The organism is Rhizobium sp. NPDC090275 (genome assembly GCF_044772225.1).
In the GTDB taxonomy this organism is placed as follows: Bacteria; Pseudomonadota; Alphaproteobacteria; order Rhizobiales; family Rhizobiaceae; genus Rhizobium.
In genome coordinates, this window is sequence record NZ_JBIVYL010000009.1 from 294030 (window position 1) to 310630 (window position 16601).

The following is a 16601-nucleotide window of genomic DNA, read 5'->3' on the forward strand; positions in this document are numbered from 1 at the left end:
CGAGATGACAGCACACGTTGAAAGTCCCAACGCTGCCATTGGTCGCAGCGCCTATCCGACAGTATCCCGCTTCTTTCGTCATCGGCTGGCGATACTCGGCCTCGTCATGATCACTGTGTTGGTCGTGGCTTGCTTTACCGGGCCACACCTTCTTCCGCACGACGAGTTGTTCATCGACATGCGGCATCGTTTCTCCGCGCCGTTTACCAACGGGCACATCTTTGGCACCGATCCTCTCGGCCGGGATATCGCAGCCAGGCTATTCAAGGCTGGACAGGTGTCTCTCGCTGTCGCGTTCGTCGCAATGCTGATGAGTATATCTATTGGCGTCGTGATCGGTACCGTTGCGGGCTACTTCGGCGGAGTCGTCGGAAACGCACTGATGCGGTTCGTGGATGCCTGCCTGTCATTTCCGTCCATCTTCCTACTGCTCACCCTTGCCGCGTTCGTTCAACCGAGTGCCGTGATGATCACACTACTGATTGGCGCCACGAGCTGGATGGAAATCGCCCGCATCGTGGAAGCCGAAGTCAAATCCCTGCGAGAGCGCGACTTTATCGCTGCTGCAACGATGCTCGGCCTGACATCGAACTGGATCATGTGGCGCGAAATCCTGCCGAACGCAGTCGGTCCGATCATTGTGGCCGCTACTCTGACCATCGCGCGCGCCATTCTTTCGGAAGCTTATATCAGCTTCCTTGGTTACGGCATCCAGCCGCCCTATCCGAGCTGGGGCAACATGCTGAACGGGGCGCAACAGTATCTCAGCCAGGCCCCATGGCTTGCGATCGTGCCCGGCATTGCAATCACGCTGGCCGTCACGAGCTTCAATTTCATCGGAGATGGCCTTCGCGACGCCATGGACAATCGGAGCGACACATGAGCGACGACATCATCCTCTCGGTCCGGGATCTGACCGTTGATCTTCCGGCCTCTATGGATAGGCCGCACGCGGTTAGCAAAGTATCGTTCGACTTGCGACGCAACGAAATTCTCTGCATCGTTGGCGAGAGCGGCTCAGGCAAATCCGTGACAGCGAACGCCATAATGGGCCTCTTGCCGAAGACACTGCGGATCCGGTCCGGAACGATCGATCTCCTGGGACGCAATCTTCTGAACATGTCGGAGCGACAACTTCGAGACCTTCGCGGCAAGACCGTCTCGATCATATTTCAGGATCCGCTTTCTGCACTGAACCCGCTCATGCAAATCGGTGACCAGATCGCCGAGCAGATGGAAGCGCATGGCGTTGGAACCAAGGAGACCCGTCGGACGAGAGTGATCCAACTTCTCTCTGAGGTTGGTCTCCCTGAGCCGGAAGCTATCCAGTTCCAATATCCGTTCCGCCTATCAGGTGGGCAGCGGCAGCGCGTCATGATCGCAATGGCCCTGTCTCTTGATCCAGATCTTTTGATTGCTGACGAGCCCACGACGGCACTCGATGTGACGACGCAAGCCCAGATCCTGTCTCTGATTGGCGAGATCCAGAAGCGCAAGCAGATGGGGGTGATGTTCATTACGCACGACTTCGGCGTGGTTTCGGACATCGCGGATCGCGTCATTGTCATGGAGAAAGGCAACCTTATCGAGCACGGGAATGCTGACGACGTTCTCTATAGGCCATCACATCCCTACACCAAACGCCTCATCGCTTCGGTGCCCCGGATGGCGGAAGCGCGAGTGGAGAAGCAGGCGAATGCGAGCACCGTCTTGAAGGTCGACGGTCTGAACAAGACATTCCACCTGCCGCGTACTCTTTTTAAGCCGGGCCGAGTGCTGCACGCTGTGAATGATGTCAGCTTCTCTTTGACGGCAGGTGAAACGCTGGGGATCGTCGGGGAATCCGGTTCGGGCAAATCAACGCTTGGAAAGTTACTGCTGCGGCTCCATTCGCCAGACAAAGGTGGCACCATCCAGTTCGCGGGAGAGAACCTCGTCGAGTTGACGGAAGCGAGGTTGCGCAGCCTTAGGCCAAAAATTCAGATGGTCTTTCAGGATCCCTTTGCGTCGTTGAACCCGAGACATACCGTCTCGACTATCATGACCGCTGGTCCAATGGCCGCAGGAATGACCCGGCGAGAGGCGGACAGCGAGGCGGCGCGTCTCCTGAACCGTGTAGGCCTTTCTGAAGGCGCCCTGCGACGGTTCCCGCACGAGTTTTCCGGCGGACAACGGCAGAGAATTGGCATCGCGCGAGCTCTCATGTTCAAGCCGCAGGTGCTTGTTGCGGACGAAGCCGTTTCTGCATTGGACGTGTCAGTTCAGGCTCAGATTCTCGAACTCCTGAAGGAGGTTCAGAAAGAAACCGGTTTCGCCATGATCTTCATCACGCATGATCTGCGTGTCGCAAGCCAACTCTGCGACAACCTGATCGTGATGCACCGCGGCGCCATCGTCGAACGCGGTGAAGCTGCCGCAATCCTGCGAAATCCAACTCACGACTACACAAGGCGACTTGTGGCGGCGGTGCCTGGAACCCAATGGCACGCCGAGATCGCATAACCGAATTCTGAGGCGGCCACAGTTGGTCGGCCAGATAAGGAGGCTGGCGAAGGCTGGCCCCCAACCCTTGAATTTTGCCAAAAACAAAGGAGTAGGCAATGTCTAATCTCGTAACGTTCTCCCAAGACGTGAACACCCTTCCCGAGCCCACTACCCGTCAGCCGGCGGCTCCGGAATTGATCTCCGGCGACGCCCCGACGTTCCGTAGCTGGGTTCAGGACCTGTCGTTCGAAGGAAAGGTTCGCTCGGGCATCTGGGAAGCCACCCCGGGTCTTACTCAGTGCTTGAAGCCCACTACTTACGAATACTGCTACATGATCGAAGGTGCAGTCGAGATCGCAGAAGAAGGCGGCGAGACGAAGATCTTCCGCAAGGGTGACAGCTTCGGTCTCAAGCCGGGTTTCACGGGCACGTGGCGTACGCTTGAAACCCTCAAGAAGTTCTACGTCGCAGTTACGTTGGACTAAAGAATTGGTGCGCGGTCACGTTTTTTTCGACGCTAGTCAAAGACTGACCGCCTAAAAATTTTGGCAGCCATGATGCCCAGCAATACAATCGATTGCATTGCTGGGCATTTCCTGCGATGACTTGGCTTGATTAGACTGGATCTCATTGAGACTACGAAAGCGGGTTCGTGAAAAAGACAAGACCAACGATGGCCGACATAGCCCGCATGGCTGAGGTTGACATATCCACTGTTAGCCGTGCGCTGGCCAACTCGCCTAAAGTTACAGACGACACCAAGGAGAAGATCAGAAAGCTCGTCGAAGAGACGGGTTACGTTGTCAATCATGGCGCTCGGATGCTTCGGAATCAGCGATCTGGGCAGATTCTGGTGATGCTACCCAATATTGCAGCCACGTTTTTCCCAGAGGTTGTTCTTGGCATAGAAGATGAGCTTCAAGAGCACCAGTTCACTGTCGTTGTGGGAAGCACACGTAATGACAAAGAGCGGGAAGACATGCTCGCTAGACAACTTCTGAACGGCGCTGCAGACGGCATGATCTTGATGACTGGCCGCCTTCCTGACGAGTTGCTTGCACAACCGAGTTATGATCGCTTGGTTGTCGGGGTTTCGCGCACGGTGCCAAATGCGGACATTCCTCAGGTCAACATTGACAACAGGCAAGCAGCGATAACGGCGGTCAAACATTTGTTTGAGGGTGGTCATCGTCGGATCGCGCATCTGTCGGGTCCTATCGGCAGTCCGACATTCCAAGCACGCGTGGATGGCTATCTGCATGCAATGGATTTGGCTGGGGCGTCTGCTCAGTCAACTGTCATTAACAGCTCCGGTTTTAATCTCGCAGCGGGCGCCACTGCGATGACACGCCTTCTGGAGAGTGCCATTCTCCCCACAGCGATCATTTGCGCAAGCGATGAGATGGCGATCGGCGCCATGGACGTCGCACAGAAAGCTGGTCTCTCAATACCGGAAGACATTTCGTTCATCGGGTTTGACGACTTGTCCTTCAGTTCCGCACTTCACCCTTCACTTTCGACTATTCGCATACCACGCTATGAGATGGGTAGAATCGGTGCTCGAATGTTACTTCAGAACCTCGATTCCTCACGCAAAAAGCCCGAGAACATCATCATGGGACACGAACTCATCGAGAGGCGTAGCTCGAGGGTGCATGGCCTATAGTTGCCAAAGAGGCCATTGGCCTCCTTAACCTCATTTACATTTATCCTACCCCGCGACTGAAACACCAGTCGTCACGGAGGTTCTTTCGAGCGAATAATTTTGTTTTACACCCTAAGCTGCAAGCATATTTCGATGGCAAATTCCATTTGAAACGGCGCCTTCGATCGCGGTTAAACTCTGTCAAAATTGCTCGGCAGAACGATCATGTCACGAATGGTAACTGTCCGCTTTCGGGTGAGCATGTAGACAACTGCATCTGCCACTTCCGGAGGATCGATGAGGCTCCCGGACTCCTTCGCCTTCCTGAGGTTTTCCTCGGGCCAGTCCGCTAGGAGTGCTGAAACGACGGGTCCGGGCGAGACCTGCATCACCCTGACACCGTGAGGTACCATCTGGCGACGCATCCCCTGCACGAAGCTGGTGATCGCCCACTTCGACCCGGAATAGACAGGCTCCCAGTAGGTCGGGAAATGACCCGCCACCGAGCAGGTGACAACGATGTCTCCCGTCTTACGCTCAATCATATGTGGAACCACGTCTCGAACGTTTTTCATGACCGCGTTGACGTTGAGGTTCAGCATTCGATCTATGGCATCGTTTGTCGTGTCCTGAAGATCTCCGCCTATGTAAATCCCAGCATTGCAATACAGGATGTCGATCTGGGGGACCTTCTCGAGAACCTCAGAAACCATTGCGGCGCAGCTCCCTGGATCAAGCAGGTCGGTCACCTGCGCGATTGCCCTGCTGCCTAGGCGCACGGCCAGTTCGCTGAGGGCAGCTGCGTTGCGGTCGACCATCACCACGGTCGCGCCCTCATGCAGCAACGCTTCGGTCGTAGCCAGACCAATGCCCGAAGCTGCACCCGTGATCACGGCAACCTTGCCATCCAATGACTGTGACATTTTCTTCTCCATTCCTGTCGTTTAAGGTCAGCGCCACTCGCGACCGATGTAGATTGCGAGAAGGATGATCCCGCCTTTGATGACATCCTGCAGATATGGGTTGATCCCCATCAGGTTCAGGCCATTGTTCAAAATTCCCAGCAGGACGGCGCCGATCAAAGTCCCGAGGATCAGCCCTCGCCCGCCGGCGATCGCTGTTCCGCCGAGGACAACGGCAGCTATCGCATCAAGTTCGAACCCCACTCCCGCGTTAGGCTGGCCACTCATCAGACGGCCAGTCAACACCACTGCGGCGAGTGAAGCCGTCAGACCAGAAATCGCGTAGACGGAAAGCTTTACTCTTCGCGTCTTCACTCCGGACAGCTTGGCGGCGAGTTCGTTGCCACCAATCGCGTAGACGTGCCGTCCAAAAGGTGTTCGGTTGAGAATAATCCATGCGAGAGCATAGATGACTGCCATGAGGATCACGGGGACAGGAACAAAGCCAACACGTCCCACGCCGAACCAGGAAACCCATCCGGGAATTCCGCTGATTGGATAGCCTCCGGAATAGATCAGCCCGATACCTCGGGCCATACCCATCGTGGCCAGCGTCACGATGATGGACGGCATTCGGCCCCACGCTACCAGAAAGCCATTCAGCAATCCTATCAGCGGACCAACCATCACACCGACGGAAAGCGCTGCGCCGCCGGGCAGCCCGGCCTTCACCATAAGCCCGGCAACGAGGGTACCCACCAGCGCCATGACCGCGCCCACCGACAGATCGATCCCACCTGTCAAGATGACCATAGTCATTCCGACCGCAATTATGCCATTGATTGAGACTTGCCTCAGCACGTTCATGATGTTGCCAAGACTGAAAAAGTTGTCGCTCGCGATACCCATGAGGATCGATACGACCACCAGCCCCGCAAAAGGGAGCGCCAGTGGCGAATGAGCCATCGATCCGAAGGAGAATGTGGCTTTCGGAGTATCCGGGGCGAGTTTCGCGTCAAGCAGCATGTTGAAGCTTTCCTGTAGTGGCGAGGGTCATGACCGTCTCGGAGGTAATCTGATCCCCTCCGACGGTGCCGACGATGCCGCCCGAGCGGAACACGCACACGCGATCCGACATGCCGACAATCTCAGGCAGTTCCGAAGAGATCATGATGATTGAATTGCCTGCGGCGACGTATTCGCGCATGAGCGCGTAGATTTCGGCCTTTGCGCCAACATCAATGCCGCGGGTCGGCTCGTCGAAGATCAGGACGCGCGTCTCGTGGTTCATCCAGCGCGCGATGACGATCTTCTGCTGATTCCCGCCTGAAAGAGTATCAACCTTGGCCGACGGCCCGCCGCCCTTCACGCGTACCCCAGCCATTGCCGCCTCAGTGGATGCGCGTTCCTTTTTCAGATCGATGAACCAATGGGCGCGACGATACTTGCCGTAGTTGTTGATCGAGATGTTTTCCAGGATCGAGAAGCCCGTTATCAGTCCCTGTTCCTTCCTGCTCTCCGGCAGGAGACCGATACCTTGGACCAGCGCTTCATCGGGTCCGGCAAGGCGCGTCTCCACGCCATCGATCTTCAGTCTGCAACTCGCTGCTGGCCCGGCACCGAGCATGGCAAGTACGGTCTCCGTACGACCCGAACCGACCAGCCCCGCAAAACCCAGAATTTCCCCCTTCCCCAGCACCAAGCGAGAGATCGGACCGCCCCTTCGAAGTTGAAGCTCATCGACTTCAATAATGGGCGCGCACGTTTTATTTGGTGCCTTAGGCGGAAAGCTTTGATCAAGCCTCCTGCCGACCATCATTTCGACGAGGCGGTCGTTGTCGACTTCGGACACGGCACAGGTCGCGATGAAAGCTCCATCGCGAAGGACTGTGATACGGTCGCAGATCTCGAATATCTCGTCGAGGTGGTGCGAAATGAATACGATCGCCACACCCTGCCGCCGAAGCTCTCGCATTACGGCGAAGAGATGCTCCACCTCGGCGGGCGTCAGCGTTGCCGTGGGTTCGTCCAGAACCAGTATCCTGGCATCCAGTGCCAGCGCTTTTGCGATCTCGACGAATTGCTGCTCAGCAACGGACAACCGATTTACAGGGACGTCGAGATCTATGTCCACTGCCAGCTTTCGCATCAGCTCGCTCGCACGCTCTCGCATTGCCTTCCGGTCGAGCAGCCCCAGCCAACTCGTCTCCTCGCGAGCCAGAAAGATGTTTTCCACCGCATTGAGCCAAGGGATGAGACTGAACTCCTGGAACACGACTCCAATCCCGGCGGCTATCGCGTCGTTGTAACTGCCGAAGTTCTGCTCAACACCGTCGAGGTGAACGGTTCCCGCGCTCGGCTTGAGTATCCCGCACAGGATTTTCGTCAGTGTGGATTTGCCTGCGCCGTTCTCGCCCAAGAGCGCGTGGACTTCCCCAGGCTTAAGCGAGAGGTCTACATCGCGAAGGACCTCGATCGCTCCGAAGGACTTTCGAATCCCGGTCAGCTCGAGCATTTGCGCCTCCAATCTAAGAGAAAGACGGCCCCGCCCCCGGCGCACGCGCCAGGGACGGGTCCGGGAGGAAACTCACCAACCGAAGCCTTCGGCATTGTTCTTGTCGACGACACGCACATCGATCGGAACTTCCTTCGGCACGACCTGAGCGCCCCACTTGATTGCGAGCGCCATACCCAAGGCTACGCGGACCTGATCGCGCGGAAACTGGGCGGTTGTTTCGATGAAAGGTGTGCCTTCAGAGATGGCTTTGACGACTTCGGGCGCTCCGTCGACGGAGGTCAGCTTGATGTCCTTGCCGCTCTCCTGAATTGCCGCAAGAGCACCCATCGCGCCGCCATCGTTCACCGAGAAGATGCCTGCAAGGTTCGGATAAGACTGGATCATGTTCTCGGTGACGCCAAGCGCGACAGACCGGTCCTGGCGACCGTTCTGGGTGTCGACGATCTTGATGTCCTTGAACTCGGAAAGCGCCGCCTTGCAACCCTCGACACGCTGCAGGATCGGCAGAACGGCGATGCCGTCTAGGATCGCGACCTCGCCCTTGCCGCCGAGCGCTTCTCCCAGATATTTGCAGGACATGTATCCGGCATCCCGGTTCTTGGAACCAACGAACGTGTCGACGGGCCCGGATGCATTGGCGTCGACCGCGACCACGACAACGCCCTTATCCTTGGCAGCCTTCACCGCGCCTTCCACGCCTGCACTGTCGGTCGGGTTCAGCAGCAGGATGTCGATCTTCTGCTGCAGCATGTCCTCGACGTCGGAAATCTGCTTCGCGACATCATGAGCAGCGTCGGTCACGACGACTTCCGCACCAATCTTCGCAGCTTCCTCCTGCAACGTCTTCTGCATCAGAACGAAAAATGGGTTGTTCATCTCCTGAAAGCTCATGCCGATTTTCAGTTTTTCCTGTGCAAGCGCTGGTGCGGATGCCAGAGCGAGCAGCGCAGTAGCCGCAAGAAGTGCTTTCCTCATTATCCCTCTCCCTCATTTTGCAGGCAAGGCCTGCCAGTGCCGGAGTAGCGTCGTGCTACCCGGATTGAAAATTCTCTGATCTCTGCTGTCTGGCTCAGCCCGCCATGGCCAAAGCCCTGTTGGCGGCGAAATTTGATCGAAACTCGGATGGCGACATCCCCTTGAATTTCGAGAAATGCCTGTTGAAGTTGGACAGGTTCGAGAACCCGACCTCGTAGCAGATCTCTGCGACCAGCCGATCGGGGGCGGTCAGAAGCATCTGGCACGCCAGATCCACCCGCAGTTGATTGCGATAGCGAACCAGAGAGGTCCCGGTGTGCTGCTTGAAAGCCCGGGAAAACGTGCTTTGGCTCTGACCTAGCATCTGAGCCAGATCGGCCTCATCCACCTGCTCGATCAGATGCTCGCGAAGATACGTGAGCACGCGGTTGATCCCGCCATCATTAATGCTGCCGAGGTCGAGCTGATAGCTCAGGCTTGCCAGCACCTCCGGTTCCGGCGCGCAGACCAGAACGTCCAGTATCTCCCAGAAAAGTGCCAGTCGACGCAGACCCTGCGCTTCAATCAAACGCTCCATGAGCGGCCGGACCGCGGTGCTGGTGCGGTCGTCGAACAGCAGTCCGCGACGGCTCCGATCGAGCAGCGGCCGCAGCGCTTCCATTTCAGCCATTGCAGTACTCGCTTCCTCAATAAACGAGGCGGGAAACTGGATGACCAGGGAGTGGATGGGGACAACTTCGTTCGCGGCCACGTCGCTTATCCAGCTCTGAGGCAGATTGGGACCGGTCATGATGAGTTGCCCCGGTCCAAAGTCACCAACATGGTCGCCGATGTAGAACTTCCCGGAGGTCGCGGCGACAAGATGGATTTCGAATTCAGGGTGGTAGTGCCACCGTACTCTCCGGAAAGGATATCCATGCATCCAGGCAGCGAAGGACTCGCCTTTGCGAATATGAACGAGTTCGAGATCAGGTTGCACTGTTTCCTCCTTCCTTGCCGCTGCTTGCTGTTCGCCGGGCTCCCATCCGGCAACTGCGACATACTGACGACACTGATATGAGTGCGAACCGAAATCCACATCATTGCGGAGAAAAGACTGATACTTTTTTGCAATTTGACTTCGGAGAAAGCTGCGAATTAACCACCCCTTGCTTTTGCCGCGAAGAAAAGCCACATCGTTTCAGGGGAGGACAAGTTAATTTCCACCGTCAGTTATTTAGCTCTTAGAGGGAAGTGCTCGTAGCTGTCCCGGCGCTGGTTCACGTAGCCTCGGATGGCGCCGCGCCGCTGTTTTCGCGCCAGGCACTAGTTCACATCCTCGCTGATGCGATCGGCGGCATCCTGTAGCACGGGAAGAAAGTCGCGCTCCAACTCTTCGATAGACCGCCGCATCTTATGCGACCCCACCGCGAGCGCCGCGATCACCTTGCCATTCTTGTCAAAGATGGGGACTGCAATGCCGAGAGTTCCAATGTCCATCTCATCATCAGCGGTCGCGCAGCTCCGCAGGCGCACGTCCCGCAGCTCTGCCAATAGCGCATCTCGGTCGACGATAGTCCCGGGCGTCCTCTTCTCCAATGGCCCATGTTTCTGTATGAGATCATCGATCTCGTGAGGCTCCAATGTCGATAGTAGAACCTTCCCGGCAGCCGCACAGTATGCGGGGAGAGTGTCCCCTACTCCCAGTCTGGCCGAATAGATCCGCCTTTTCTGATCGCGTGCCACGAACCTGATCCTCAGACCGTTCATACGGTTGGAAAGCTCTATCACGCGTGCTGTCGCGCCGAGCCAGCGATTGTCCCGGGCCAAAGCGCCCTGACCTATTGTTGCAATCTTGTCGGTCAGAACGAATGAGGACTTGCTCTGCCCCAGATATCCGAGCGTTACAAGTGTCAGTAGAAATCGCCGCGCGGCGGCGCGACTTATTCCGACAAAGTCAGCCGCCTCGCTTGTCGTTACCGACTGGACTTCAGGGGTGAAGATTTCGAGGATACGGATGCCCCGCGCCAATGTGAGGGAGTAGTCATTGCCCTGGTCTTCAATCTCTTCCGTGCCCTGCATCAAATGTCCTCCCTCTTTTGCGGTGTATAGCACCGAGTGGGCGTCCGCTATAGCGGTCGCGAACGCCCGAGGCCATCAGTAGTAATAGCGCTGTTTGACACGCCCGGCTTCGCGAAGCTCAACCAGTTCACGCGTCTTGGGGTCATTGGTGACTTCAGCGCCGACAACTTCCCACCAGACGCCAGATCCCGGAGGAAATTTATAGCGCTCGGTCGGCACAACGATCATGCAGGGGCCATCTTCCGCACGGGCCTCAGCCAATGCCGATCGGACCTGTTCCTCGTCGGTCGCCAACCAGGCCTTGACGCCAAGGCTTTCAGCATTTTTCACATAATCGACTTCGACGAAGGCGCCCTTATCCAGCAGACCGGTTCCCTCGTCGCGGACCTTGAACTCGTTTCCGAGTGAGTGTCCGACGAGTGCCTTCTGGTGCCCATGGATCGACTGGTAACCGTTGTTGACGTTCAGGATGACAGTGATCTTCGTCCGCTCCTGTACCGCCGTTATCAGTTCCAGCGGATGCATCTGATAGTTTCCGTCGCCCATCAGCACGAACACCTCGCCCGGCGTGCCGGTCAGCTTTACACCGATTGCGGCAGGGATATCATAGCCCATGCAGGAGTTGCCGAACTCGATGTGAACTGTCTTTCCGCCCTTTACATCGAACAGCTTGGTCAAATCGGAAGGGACCGTGCCCGCCGCTGCAAGAAGAGTATCCCCCTCGCGCATCTCCTCGTTGATAATTCCAACCAGATGCCCCTGGCTTATCTTGTCGCCGGCGGGCGTGACAAAGACTTCATTCCGCTTGGTCTGCTCCCATTCCTCGCGCAATTGCTTGGCGAACGCCCATACCGATGAAGGTCAGGTCGGTGTCCTTGAGGCGGTCGAATCGGGCGATCGTGTCGCGGAAGTTGGCGTTGCCGGCATCGATCATGATGTCGCCCTTGGACAGATACGGACGCAGCAGTTCCATCTGCTGGTCAACCGGCTCGCTGGCCTTGATCATGATGATGATCGGGCGCGGCGGGCGGATCGCCTCGACGAACTCCTCGATCGTCTTGCAAGGAATGATCTGCTTCTTCAGATCGCCGGCGCTCTCGTAGAACTCGTCGGTCTTGTCGGGCGTGCGGTTGAACACCGCGATCTTGTTACCCTTTTCCGCGATGTTCAAAACGAGGTTGGAACCCATGACCGCAAGGCCGATCAGCCCGATTTCTGCCTCTTCCATATTGCCTCCGAATCTTCTTGCGTACGAACGATCAGAATGAGAGCTGAACCTTCATCGACTTCGTGCGATCGCCGGCGGCCTCGAAGGCGGCGATCGCATCCTCCAGGGGATAGGTACCGGTCAAAAGTGGCGTCAGATCAACCCGCCGCTGATTGATCAGATCGACAGCCATTCCGAACTCCTCGTGAAACCGAAAGGTGCCCTTCATCTCTATCTCTTTGGCGACGACCATGTTCTGCGGGATCGAGACATCACCGCCGAGCCCGAGCTGGACCAGCGTGGAGCGAGGGCGAAGCACCTCAAGACCGGAACGAACGGCCCGCTCATTTCCTGATGCTTCGAACTGAACGTCGAAATAGCCCTTGTTCGCGGAATAGGCCGAAAGCTCCTCCGGACTATTGGCAACGTTGATGACGCGATCGGCGCCGATCTCGAGCGCCTTGCCGAGCACTGTGTCCATCACATCCGTCGCGACGATCTCCCGCGCGCCATGCGCGCGCGCGGCGATGATGGCAAGCGCGCCGATCGGGCCGCAACCCGTGACGAGAACACGTTTCCCAATGAGCGAACCGGCACGATTGACGGCATGCAATGTCACGGCAAATGGCTCGGCCATGGCGGCTTCGTTGATCGAAATCCCCTTGCCAACCTTGTGGCACTGGTAGGCGTCGGCGACCAGCCGCTGGCGGAAGGCGCCCTGGATATGCGGCATCGGCATGGCCGAACCGTAAAACCGCATGTTGAGGCAGTGATTCTGCTCTCCGCGCAGGCAATACTCACACTGGTTGCAAGGGCGGCTCGGCGACACGGCCACACGGTCTCCGATGGCCAGATGCGATACACCCTGCCCGAGCGCCTTGATCGTTCCGGCCACTTCATGACCAAGGATCATCGGCTCTCGGACGCGCACCGTGCCGAAACCGCCGTGATTGTAGTAATGAAGATCGGAACCGCAGATGCCGCCTGCCTCGATGGCGACTTCCACCTGTCCAGGTCCAGGCGTCTCGACCTCGTGCTCCTCGACGCGCAGGTCCTTGGCGGCATGAATGACAACTGCTTTCATGGCTTTCCCTCACACAACCGGCGTCGGCAACGGCTGACCGGCAAAATGCGCTGCAAGATTGTCGCGCACAAGCTGGCCCATTGCCTTGCGGGTCTCGACGGTGCCGGATCCGTGATGCGGCTGCAGGACGACGTTGTCGAGCGTCAGGAACCGCTGATCGATGTCGGGCTCGTTGTAGAAGACGTCCAGGCCAGCCGCTTTGATGGTGCGCTTCTGCAAAGCCTCGATCAGCGCCGCCTCGTCGACGGTCGATCCACGCGAGACGTTGACCAGGATGCCATCAGCTCCGAGCGCCTTGAGCACCTCGGCGTTGATGATGTTCTTCGTGGCATCGCCACCGGGAACGATGACGATGAGAAACTCGGCCCATTCAGCAAGTTTGAGCAAGTCGGGCTCATATCGATAAGCTACCTGCGGCTGCGGATTGCGGGAGAAATAGCGGATCTCGCAATCGAAACCGCCGGCGCGACGCGCGATCGCCTGACCGATGCGGCCCATGCCGACAACGCCGACCCGCTTGCCGCTAACGCGGGTGACGAGCGGCATTGCGGTCTTGCCCCACTGGCCGGAACGGACGATGGCATCGCCGCGCGGGATCTGCCGTGCCGCCGACAGAAGCAGACCGATCGCCATGTCGGCGACATCATCAGACAGGACATCCGGCGTGTTGGTGACGCGGATGCCATTCTCACGCGCATGCGTAAGATTAACCGCATCGGTGCCAACGCCGTACACCGAGACCAATTCGAGCTTGGGGAGGCTTTTCATAAGTTCGGGCGATGCGCCCAGTTCGCCGCGCGTCGCGATGGCACGGATGCTGCCGCCGACCTCGTTGACGAAGGCGTTTCGGTCGGCTGCCTCGTAGAGCTTATGCACCACGTAGTTGGCCTCAAGGTCGACCATATCCCATTCGGGATAAGCGCCCGCGAGCAGGATTTCAGGCTTGGACATGTTTCCTCCGTCAGATTTTTGTTTCGTCGCGCCGGTAGGTAATCGTGGCGGCGTGCGATATGGCGATCGCGGCAATTCGCTCGATCGGCTGATCGATTTCGATGGTGACCACATCGCGTTCGTCCACCGGCAGCTCCAGCGTCTGCAGCTGGCTGTCGAGCAAGGAAAGCGGCATGTAGTGTCCCTTGCGGGCGGACAGGCGTGTCGCCAATGTCGTGCGCGACCCCTGCAGGAAAACGAAGGTGACATTTCCGGCGGCCCGCGTGCGCAGAAGATCGCGATAGGAGCGCTTGAGCGCCGAGCAGGATATGACGAGCTCCTCGCTGACCGTCAACTCGTCACCGAGATTTTCCAACCAAGGCCAGCGGTCGCCATCACCAAGAGCGATCCCCGCTCTCATCTTTTCGATATTCGCTTCGGGGTGCCGGCTGTCGCCTTCTATGAAGGTGTAGCCGAGTTGCGACGCGAGCAGCTTGCCGACCGACGTCTTCCCGCATCCCGACACCCCCATGACGACAAGGGCGCCAAGCTTGGGCCTAGAGACAAGTGGTGATGCCGCCATCGACATAAAGCGTGTGTCCATTGACAAAGGAAGATGCCTTGCTGGAGAGGAAGACAGCAGCGCCGACGAGCTCGTCGACATCGCCCCAGCGAGCGGCCGGCGTGCGCTTCTCCAGCCACGACGAAAACTCGGCGTTATCGACGAGCGCCTGGTTGAGCGGGGTCTTGAAGTATCCCGGCGCGATCGCATTGACCTGTAGACCATATTTTGCCCAGTCGGCACACATGCCGCGCGTAAGGTTCTTCACCGCGCCTTTCGTCGCCGTATAAGGCGCGATTCCGGGACGGGCGAGCTCACTCTGAACGGAGGCGATATTGATGATCTTGCCAGCCCCGCGCTTGATCATGTGGCGCGCAACGGCTTGACCGACGTAGAATACGCTCGAGATGTTCGTCTTCAGCAGCTGCTCCCATCGGTCGGCTGGAAAATCCTCGAGCGGCGTGCGGAACTGCATGCCGGCATTGTTGACGAGAACGTCGACCGGCCCGATCTCGCGCTCGATCCTGTCGACACCCTGTTCGACGGCCTTGGCATCGGTGACGTCGAAATCGGCCGACAAGACCTGATGACCGGCAGCCCCGAGATCTCTTGCCGCAGCGGCGAGCTTTTCAGGATCGCGCCCGTTCAGCACGATAGCGGCACCATGCTCGGCAAGCCCTTTCGCCAGTGCCAGCCCTATGCCCTGCGACGAACCCGTTACAAGCACCCTCTTTCCAGAGAGATCGAAGAGTGGATAGGTCATTGTCTGCTCCAGATCGGCTCAGGCCTCGACGACCAGGCCCTTTGCTTTCAGCACGGCTTCGAGATTGGATACTTCCACGACCGACTTGCCGGCCTTGTAAGCCGCAATGTAGCCCGCTTCCGCATCCTCGCGCGCCTGCGACAACCTTGCAACCTCAAGCGCCTCATTCTTCCTGACGACCACGAGGCCGTCCGCGTCGCCGACAATGATATCACCCGGATTGATGATTTCGTCTCCGATGGTGATCGGCTCGTTGGTCGCTCCGAGCGTTTCCTTGACCGTGCCCTTGATGCACACGCTGAGCGAAAACACAGGAAAGCCGAGTTCACGCAGCTGAACGGTGTCGCGAACGCCGGTGTCGGTGACGAGACCGCCGATACCCTTGGCGAGGCAGGCGTTTGCCAGCACGTCTCCGAAGGAGCCGGCTTCCTCGTATTCGCCGGCGGAAACGACGATGATGTCACCCGGTTGCGCATAGTTGATCGCGACCTGAAGCATGATGTTGTCGCGCGGCGCGCACTTGACGGTGAATGCCGGTCCGCACAGCTTCATGCCGTTATCGACGGGCTTGATGCGGGACGACAGCGCGCCCTTGCGCCCCTGCGCCTCATGGATCGTCGCGGGCGAAAACTTCGCGACTGCGGCGATCGCTTCCTTGGAAGGGCGCTCGATCTTCTGGTTCAGCTTGATCATCTGTTTCCTCCTTGGCGGGCGGAGGATTGTCATCCGCCCAATGTCGTCAGCGTTTTAACAAGTGGCGGATCCATCGCGCAAATATATGTTATGGATTTCAGTTATAATTTTTCGATATATTAAAATGCTCCGTTCCGAGCGCATTCCACGGCGGGACGGCACTCAGTGCAGGATCTGGCTGAGGAACAGCTTGGTGCGCTCGTGCTGCGGATTGTCGAAGAATTCGGCGGGCGAGTTCTGTTCGACGATCTGGCCCTGGTCCATGAAGATGACGCGGTTGGCGACCTGGCGGGCAAAGCCCATTTCGTGTGTCACGCACAGCATCGTCATGCCTTCTTCGGCAAGGCCGACCATGGTGTCGAGCACTTCCTTGATCATTTCAGGGTCGAGTGCGGAGGTCGGCTCGTCGAACAGCATGATCTTCGGGTTCATGCACAGCGAGCGGGCGATTGCCACGCGCTGCTGCTGGCCGCCGGAGAGCTGGCCCGGATACTTGTTGGCCTGCTCGGGGATCTTCACGCGCTTGAGGAAGTGCATGGCGATCTCTTCGGCCTGCTTCTTCGGCATCTTGCGCACCCAGATCGGCGCCAGGGTGCAGTTTTCCAGGATCGTGAGATGCGGGAAGAGGTTGAAGTGCTGGAAGACCATGCCGACTTCGCGGCGCACTTCGTCGATCTTCTTCAGGTCGTTGGTCAGTTCCGTGCCATCGACGATGATCTGGCCCTTCTGGTGTTCTTCCAGACGGTTGATGCAGCGGATCATCGTCGACTTGCCGGA

Annotated in this window: 17 protein-coding genes and 1 pseudogene; 4 read left to right on the forward strand and 14 right to left on the reverse strand. The window is 58.0% G+C overall.

Translation table 11 applies throughout. The features are described 5' to 3' along the window. Nucleotides 1-4 precede the first annotated feature (4 nt). The 4 genes from ACIQUB_RS23030 to ACIQUB_RS23045 all read left to right on the forward strand — a co-directional run bounded on the left by ACIQUB_RS23030 (nucleotide 5) and on the right by ACIQUB_RS23045 (nucleotide 4150). Nucleotides 5-883 carry an ABC transporter permease gene (locus ACIQUB_RS23030; RefSeq protein ID WP_402932700.1) on the forward strand — a complete coding sequence of 293 codons (879 nt, stop codon included), beginning with the start codon at nucleotides 5-7 and terminating at the stop codon, nucleotides 881-883. Continuing rightward, a complete protein-coding gene (locus ACIQUB_RS23035; protein WP_402932627.1) occupies nucleotides 880-2502 on the forward strand; it encodes an ABC transporter ATP-binding protein in 1623 nt (540 codons plus the stop codon). The genes ACIQUB_RS23030 and ACIQUB_RS23035 overlap by 4 nt, the downstream gene beginning before the upstream one ends. Before the next feature lie 98 nt (nucleotides 2503-2600). Continuing rightward, complete coding sequence (locus ACIQUB_RS23040; RefSeq protein WP_402932630.1) at nucleotides 2601-2969, forward strand: cupin domain-containing protein; 369 nt, start codon at nucleotides 2601-2603, stop codon at nucleotides 2967-2969. Between the two features lie 188 nt (nucleotides 2970-3157). Continuing rightward, nucleotides 3158-4150 carry a LacI family DNA-binding transcriptional regulator gene (locus ACIQUB_RS23045; protein ID WP_402932633.1) on the forward strand — a complete coding sequence of 331 codons (993 nt, stop codon included), beginning with the start codon at nucleotides 3158-3160 and terminating at the stop codon, nucleotides 4148-4150. 170 nt (nucleotides 4151-4320) lie between these two features. Here the strand turns inward: ACIQUB_RS23045 and ACIQUB_RS23050 are convergent, their stop codons facing one another. The 14 genes and pseudogenes from ACIQUB_RS23050 to ACIQUB_RS23115 all read right to left on the reverse strand — a co-directional run. Beyond that, the gene (locus tag ACIQUB_RS23050; RefSeq protein WP_402932636.1) at nucleotides 4321-5052 is read right to left on the reverse strand and encodes an SDR family oxidoreductase; all 732 of its coding nucleotides are present in this window, start codon (nucleotides 5050-5052) and stop codon (nucleotides 4321-4323) included. A 27-nt stretch (nucleotides 5053-5079) separates the two neighbouring features. Continuing rightward, nucleotides 5080-6057, reverse strand: a complete 978-nt coding sequence (locus ACIQUB_RS23055) for an ABC transporter permease (protein WP_402932639.1) — start codon at nucleotides 6055-6057, stop codon at nucleotides 5080-5082. After that, complete coding sequence (locus ACIQUB_RS23060) at nucleotides 6047-7546, reverse strand: sugar ABC transporter ATP-binding protein (protein WP_402932642.1); 1500 nt, start codon at nucleotides 7544-7546, stop codon at nucleotides 6047-6049. Before ACIQUB_RS23060 ends, ACIQUB_RS23055 begins: the two co-directional genes overlap by 11 nt. A 72-nt stretch (nucleotides 7547-7618) precedes the next feature. Beyond that, nucleotides 7619-8524 (reverse strand): ABC transporter substrate-binding protein, encoded by a 906-nt coding sequence (locus ACIQUB_RS23065; protein WP_402932645.1) that lies wholly within the window; start codon nucleotides 8522-8524, stop codon nucleotides 7619-7621. A 94-nt stretch (nucleotides 8525-8618) separates the two neighbouring features. After that, the gene (locus ACIQUB_RS23070; RefSeq protein ID WP_402932703.1) at nucleotides 8619-9503 is read right to left on the reverse strand and encodes a helix-turn-helix domain-containing protein; all 885 of its coding nucleotides are present in this window, start codon (nucleotides 9501-9503) and stop codon (nucleotides 8619-8621) included. 326 nt (nucleotides 9504-9829) lie between these two features. Then, complete coding sequence (locus ACIQUB_RS23075) at nucleotides 9830-10585, reverse strand: IclR family transcriptional regulator C-terminal domain-containing protein (protein WP_402932648.1); 756 nt, start codon at nucleotides 10583-10585, stop codon at nucleotides 9830-9832. A gap of 75 nt (nucleotides 10586-10660) precedes the next feature. Then, nucleotides 10661-11416 carry a thiamine pyrophosphate-dependent enzyme gene (locus ACIQUB_RS23080; RefSeq protein ID WP_402932651.1) on the reverse strand — a complete coding sequence of 252 codons (756 nt, stop codon included), beginning with the start codon at nucleotides 11414-11416 and terminating at the stop codon, nucleotides 10661-10663. 10 nt (nucleotides 11417-11426) lie between these two features. Then, nucleotides 11427-11822: pseudogene (locus ACIQUB_RS23085) on the reverse strand (NAD(P)-binding domain-containing protein); the annotation flags it as partial. Between the two features lie 22 nt (nucleotides 11823-11844). Then, nucleotides 11845-12876, reverse strand: coding sequence for an L-idonate 5-dehydrogenase (locus ACIQUB_RS23090; protein WP_402932654.1), 1032 nt, complete (start codon nucleotides 12874-12876; stop codon nucleotides 11845-11847). A 9-nt stretch (nucleotides 12877-12885) separates the two neighbouring features. Beyond that, a complete protein-coding gene (locus ACIQUB_RS23095) occupies nucleotides 12886-13827 on the reverse strand; it encodes a 2-hydroxyacid dehydrogenase (RefSeq protein WP_402932657.1) in 942 nt (313 codons plus the stop codon). A gap of 10 nt (nucleotides 13828-13837) precedes the next feature. Next, entirely contained in the window at nucleotides 13838-14395 is a 558-nt protein-coding gene (locus ACIQUB_RS23100) for a gluconokinase (protein ID WP_402932660.1), read from the reverse strand. Further along, nucleotides 14364-15131, reverse strand: a complete 768-nt coding sequence (locus tag ACIQUB_RS23105; RefSeq protein WP_402932663.1) for an SDR family oxidoreductase — start codon at nucleotides 15129-15131, stop codon at nucleotides 14364-14366. The genes ACIQUB_RS23100 and ACIQUB_RS23105 overlap by 32 nt, the downstream gene beginning before the upstream one ends. Before the next feature lie 18 nt (nucleotides 15132-15149). Next, nucleotides 15150-15824: a 4-carboxy-4-hydroxy-2-oxoadipate aldolase/oxaloacetate decarboxylase gene (locus ACIQUB_RS23110; protein ID WP_402932666.1), complete on the reverse strand. Its 675-nt coding sequence runs from the start codon at nucleotides 15822-15824 to the stop codon at nucleotides 15150-15152. A gap of 162 nt (nucleotides 15825-15986) precedes the next feature. Next, nucleotides 15987-16601: amino acid ABC transporter ATP-binding protein (locus ACIQUB_RS23115; protein ID WP_402932669.1), on the reverse strand; the 615-nt coding region annotated here is incomplete at its 5' end.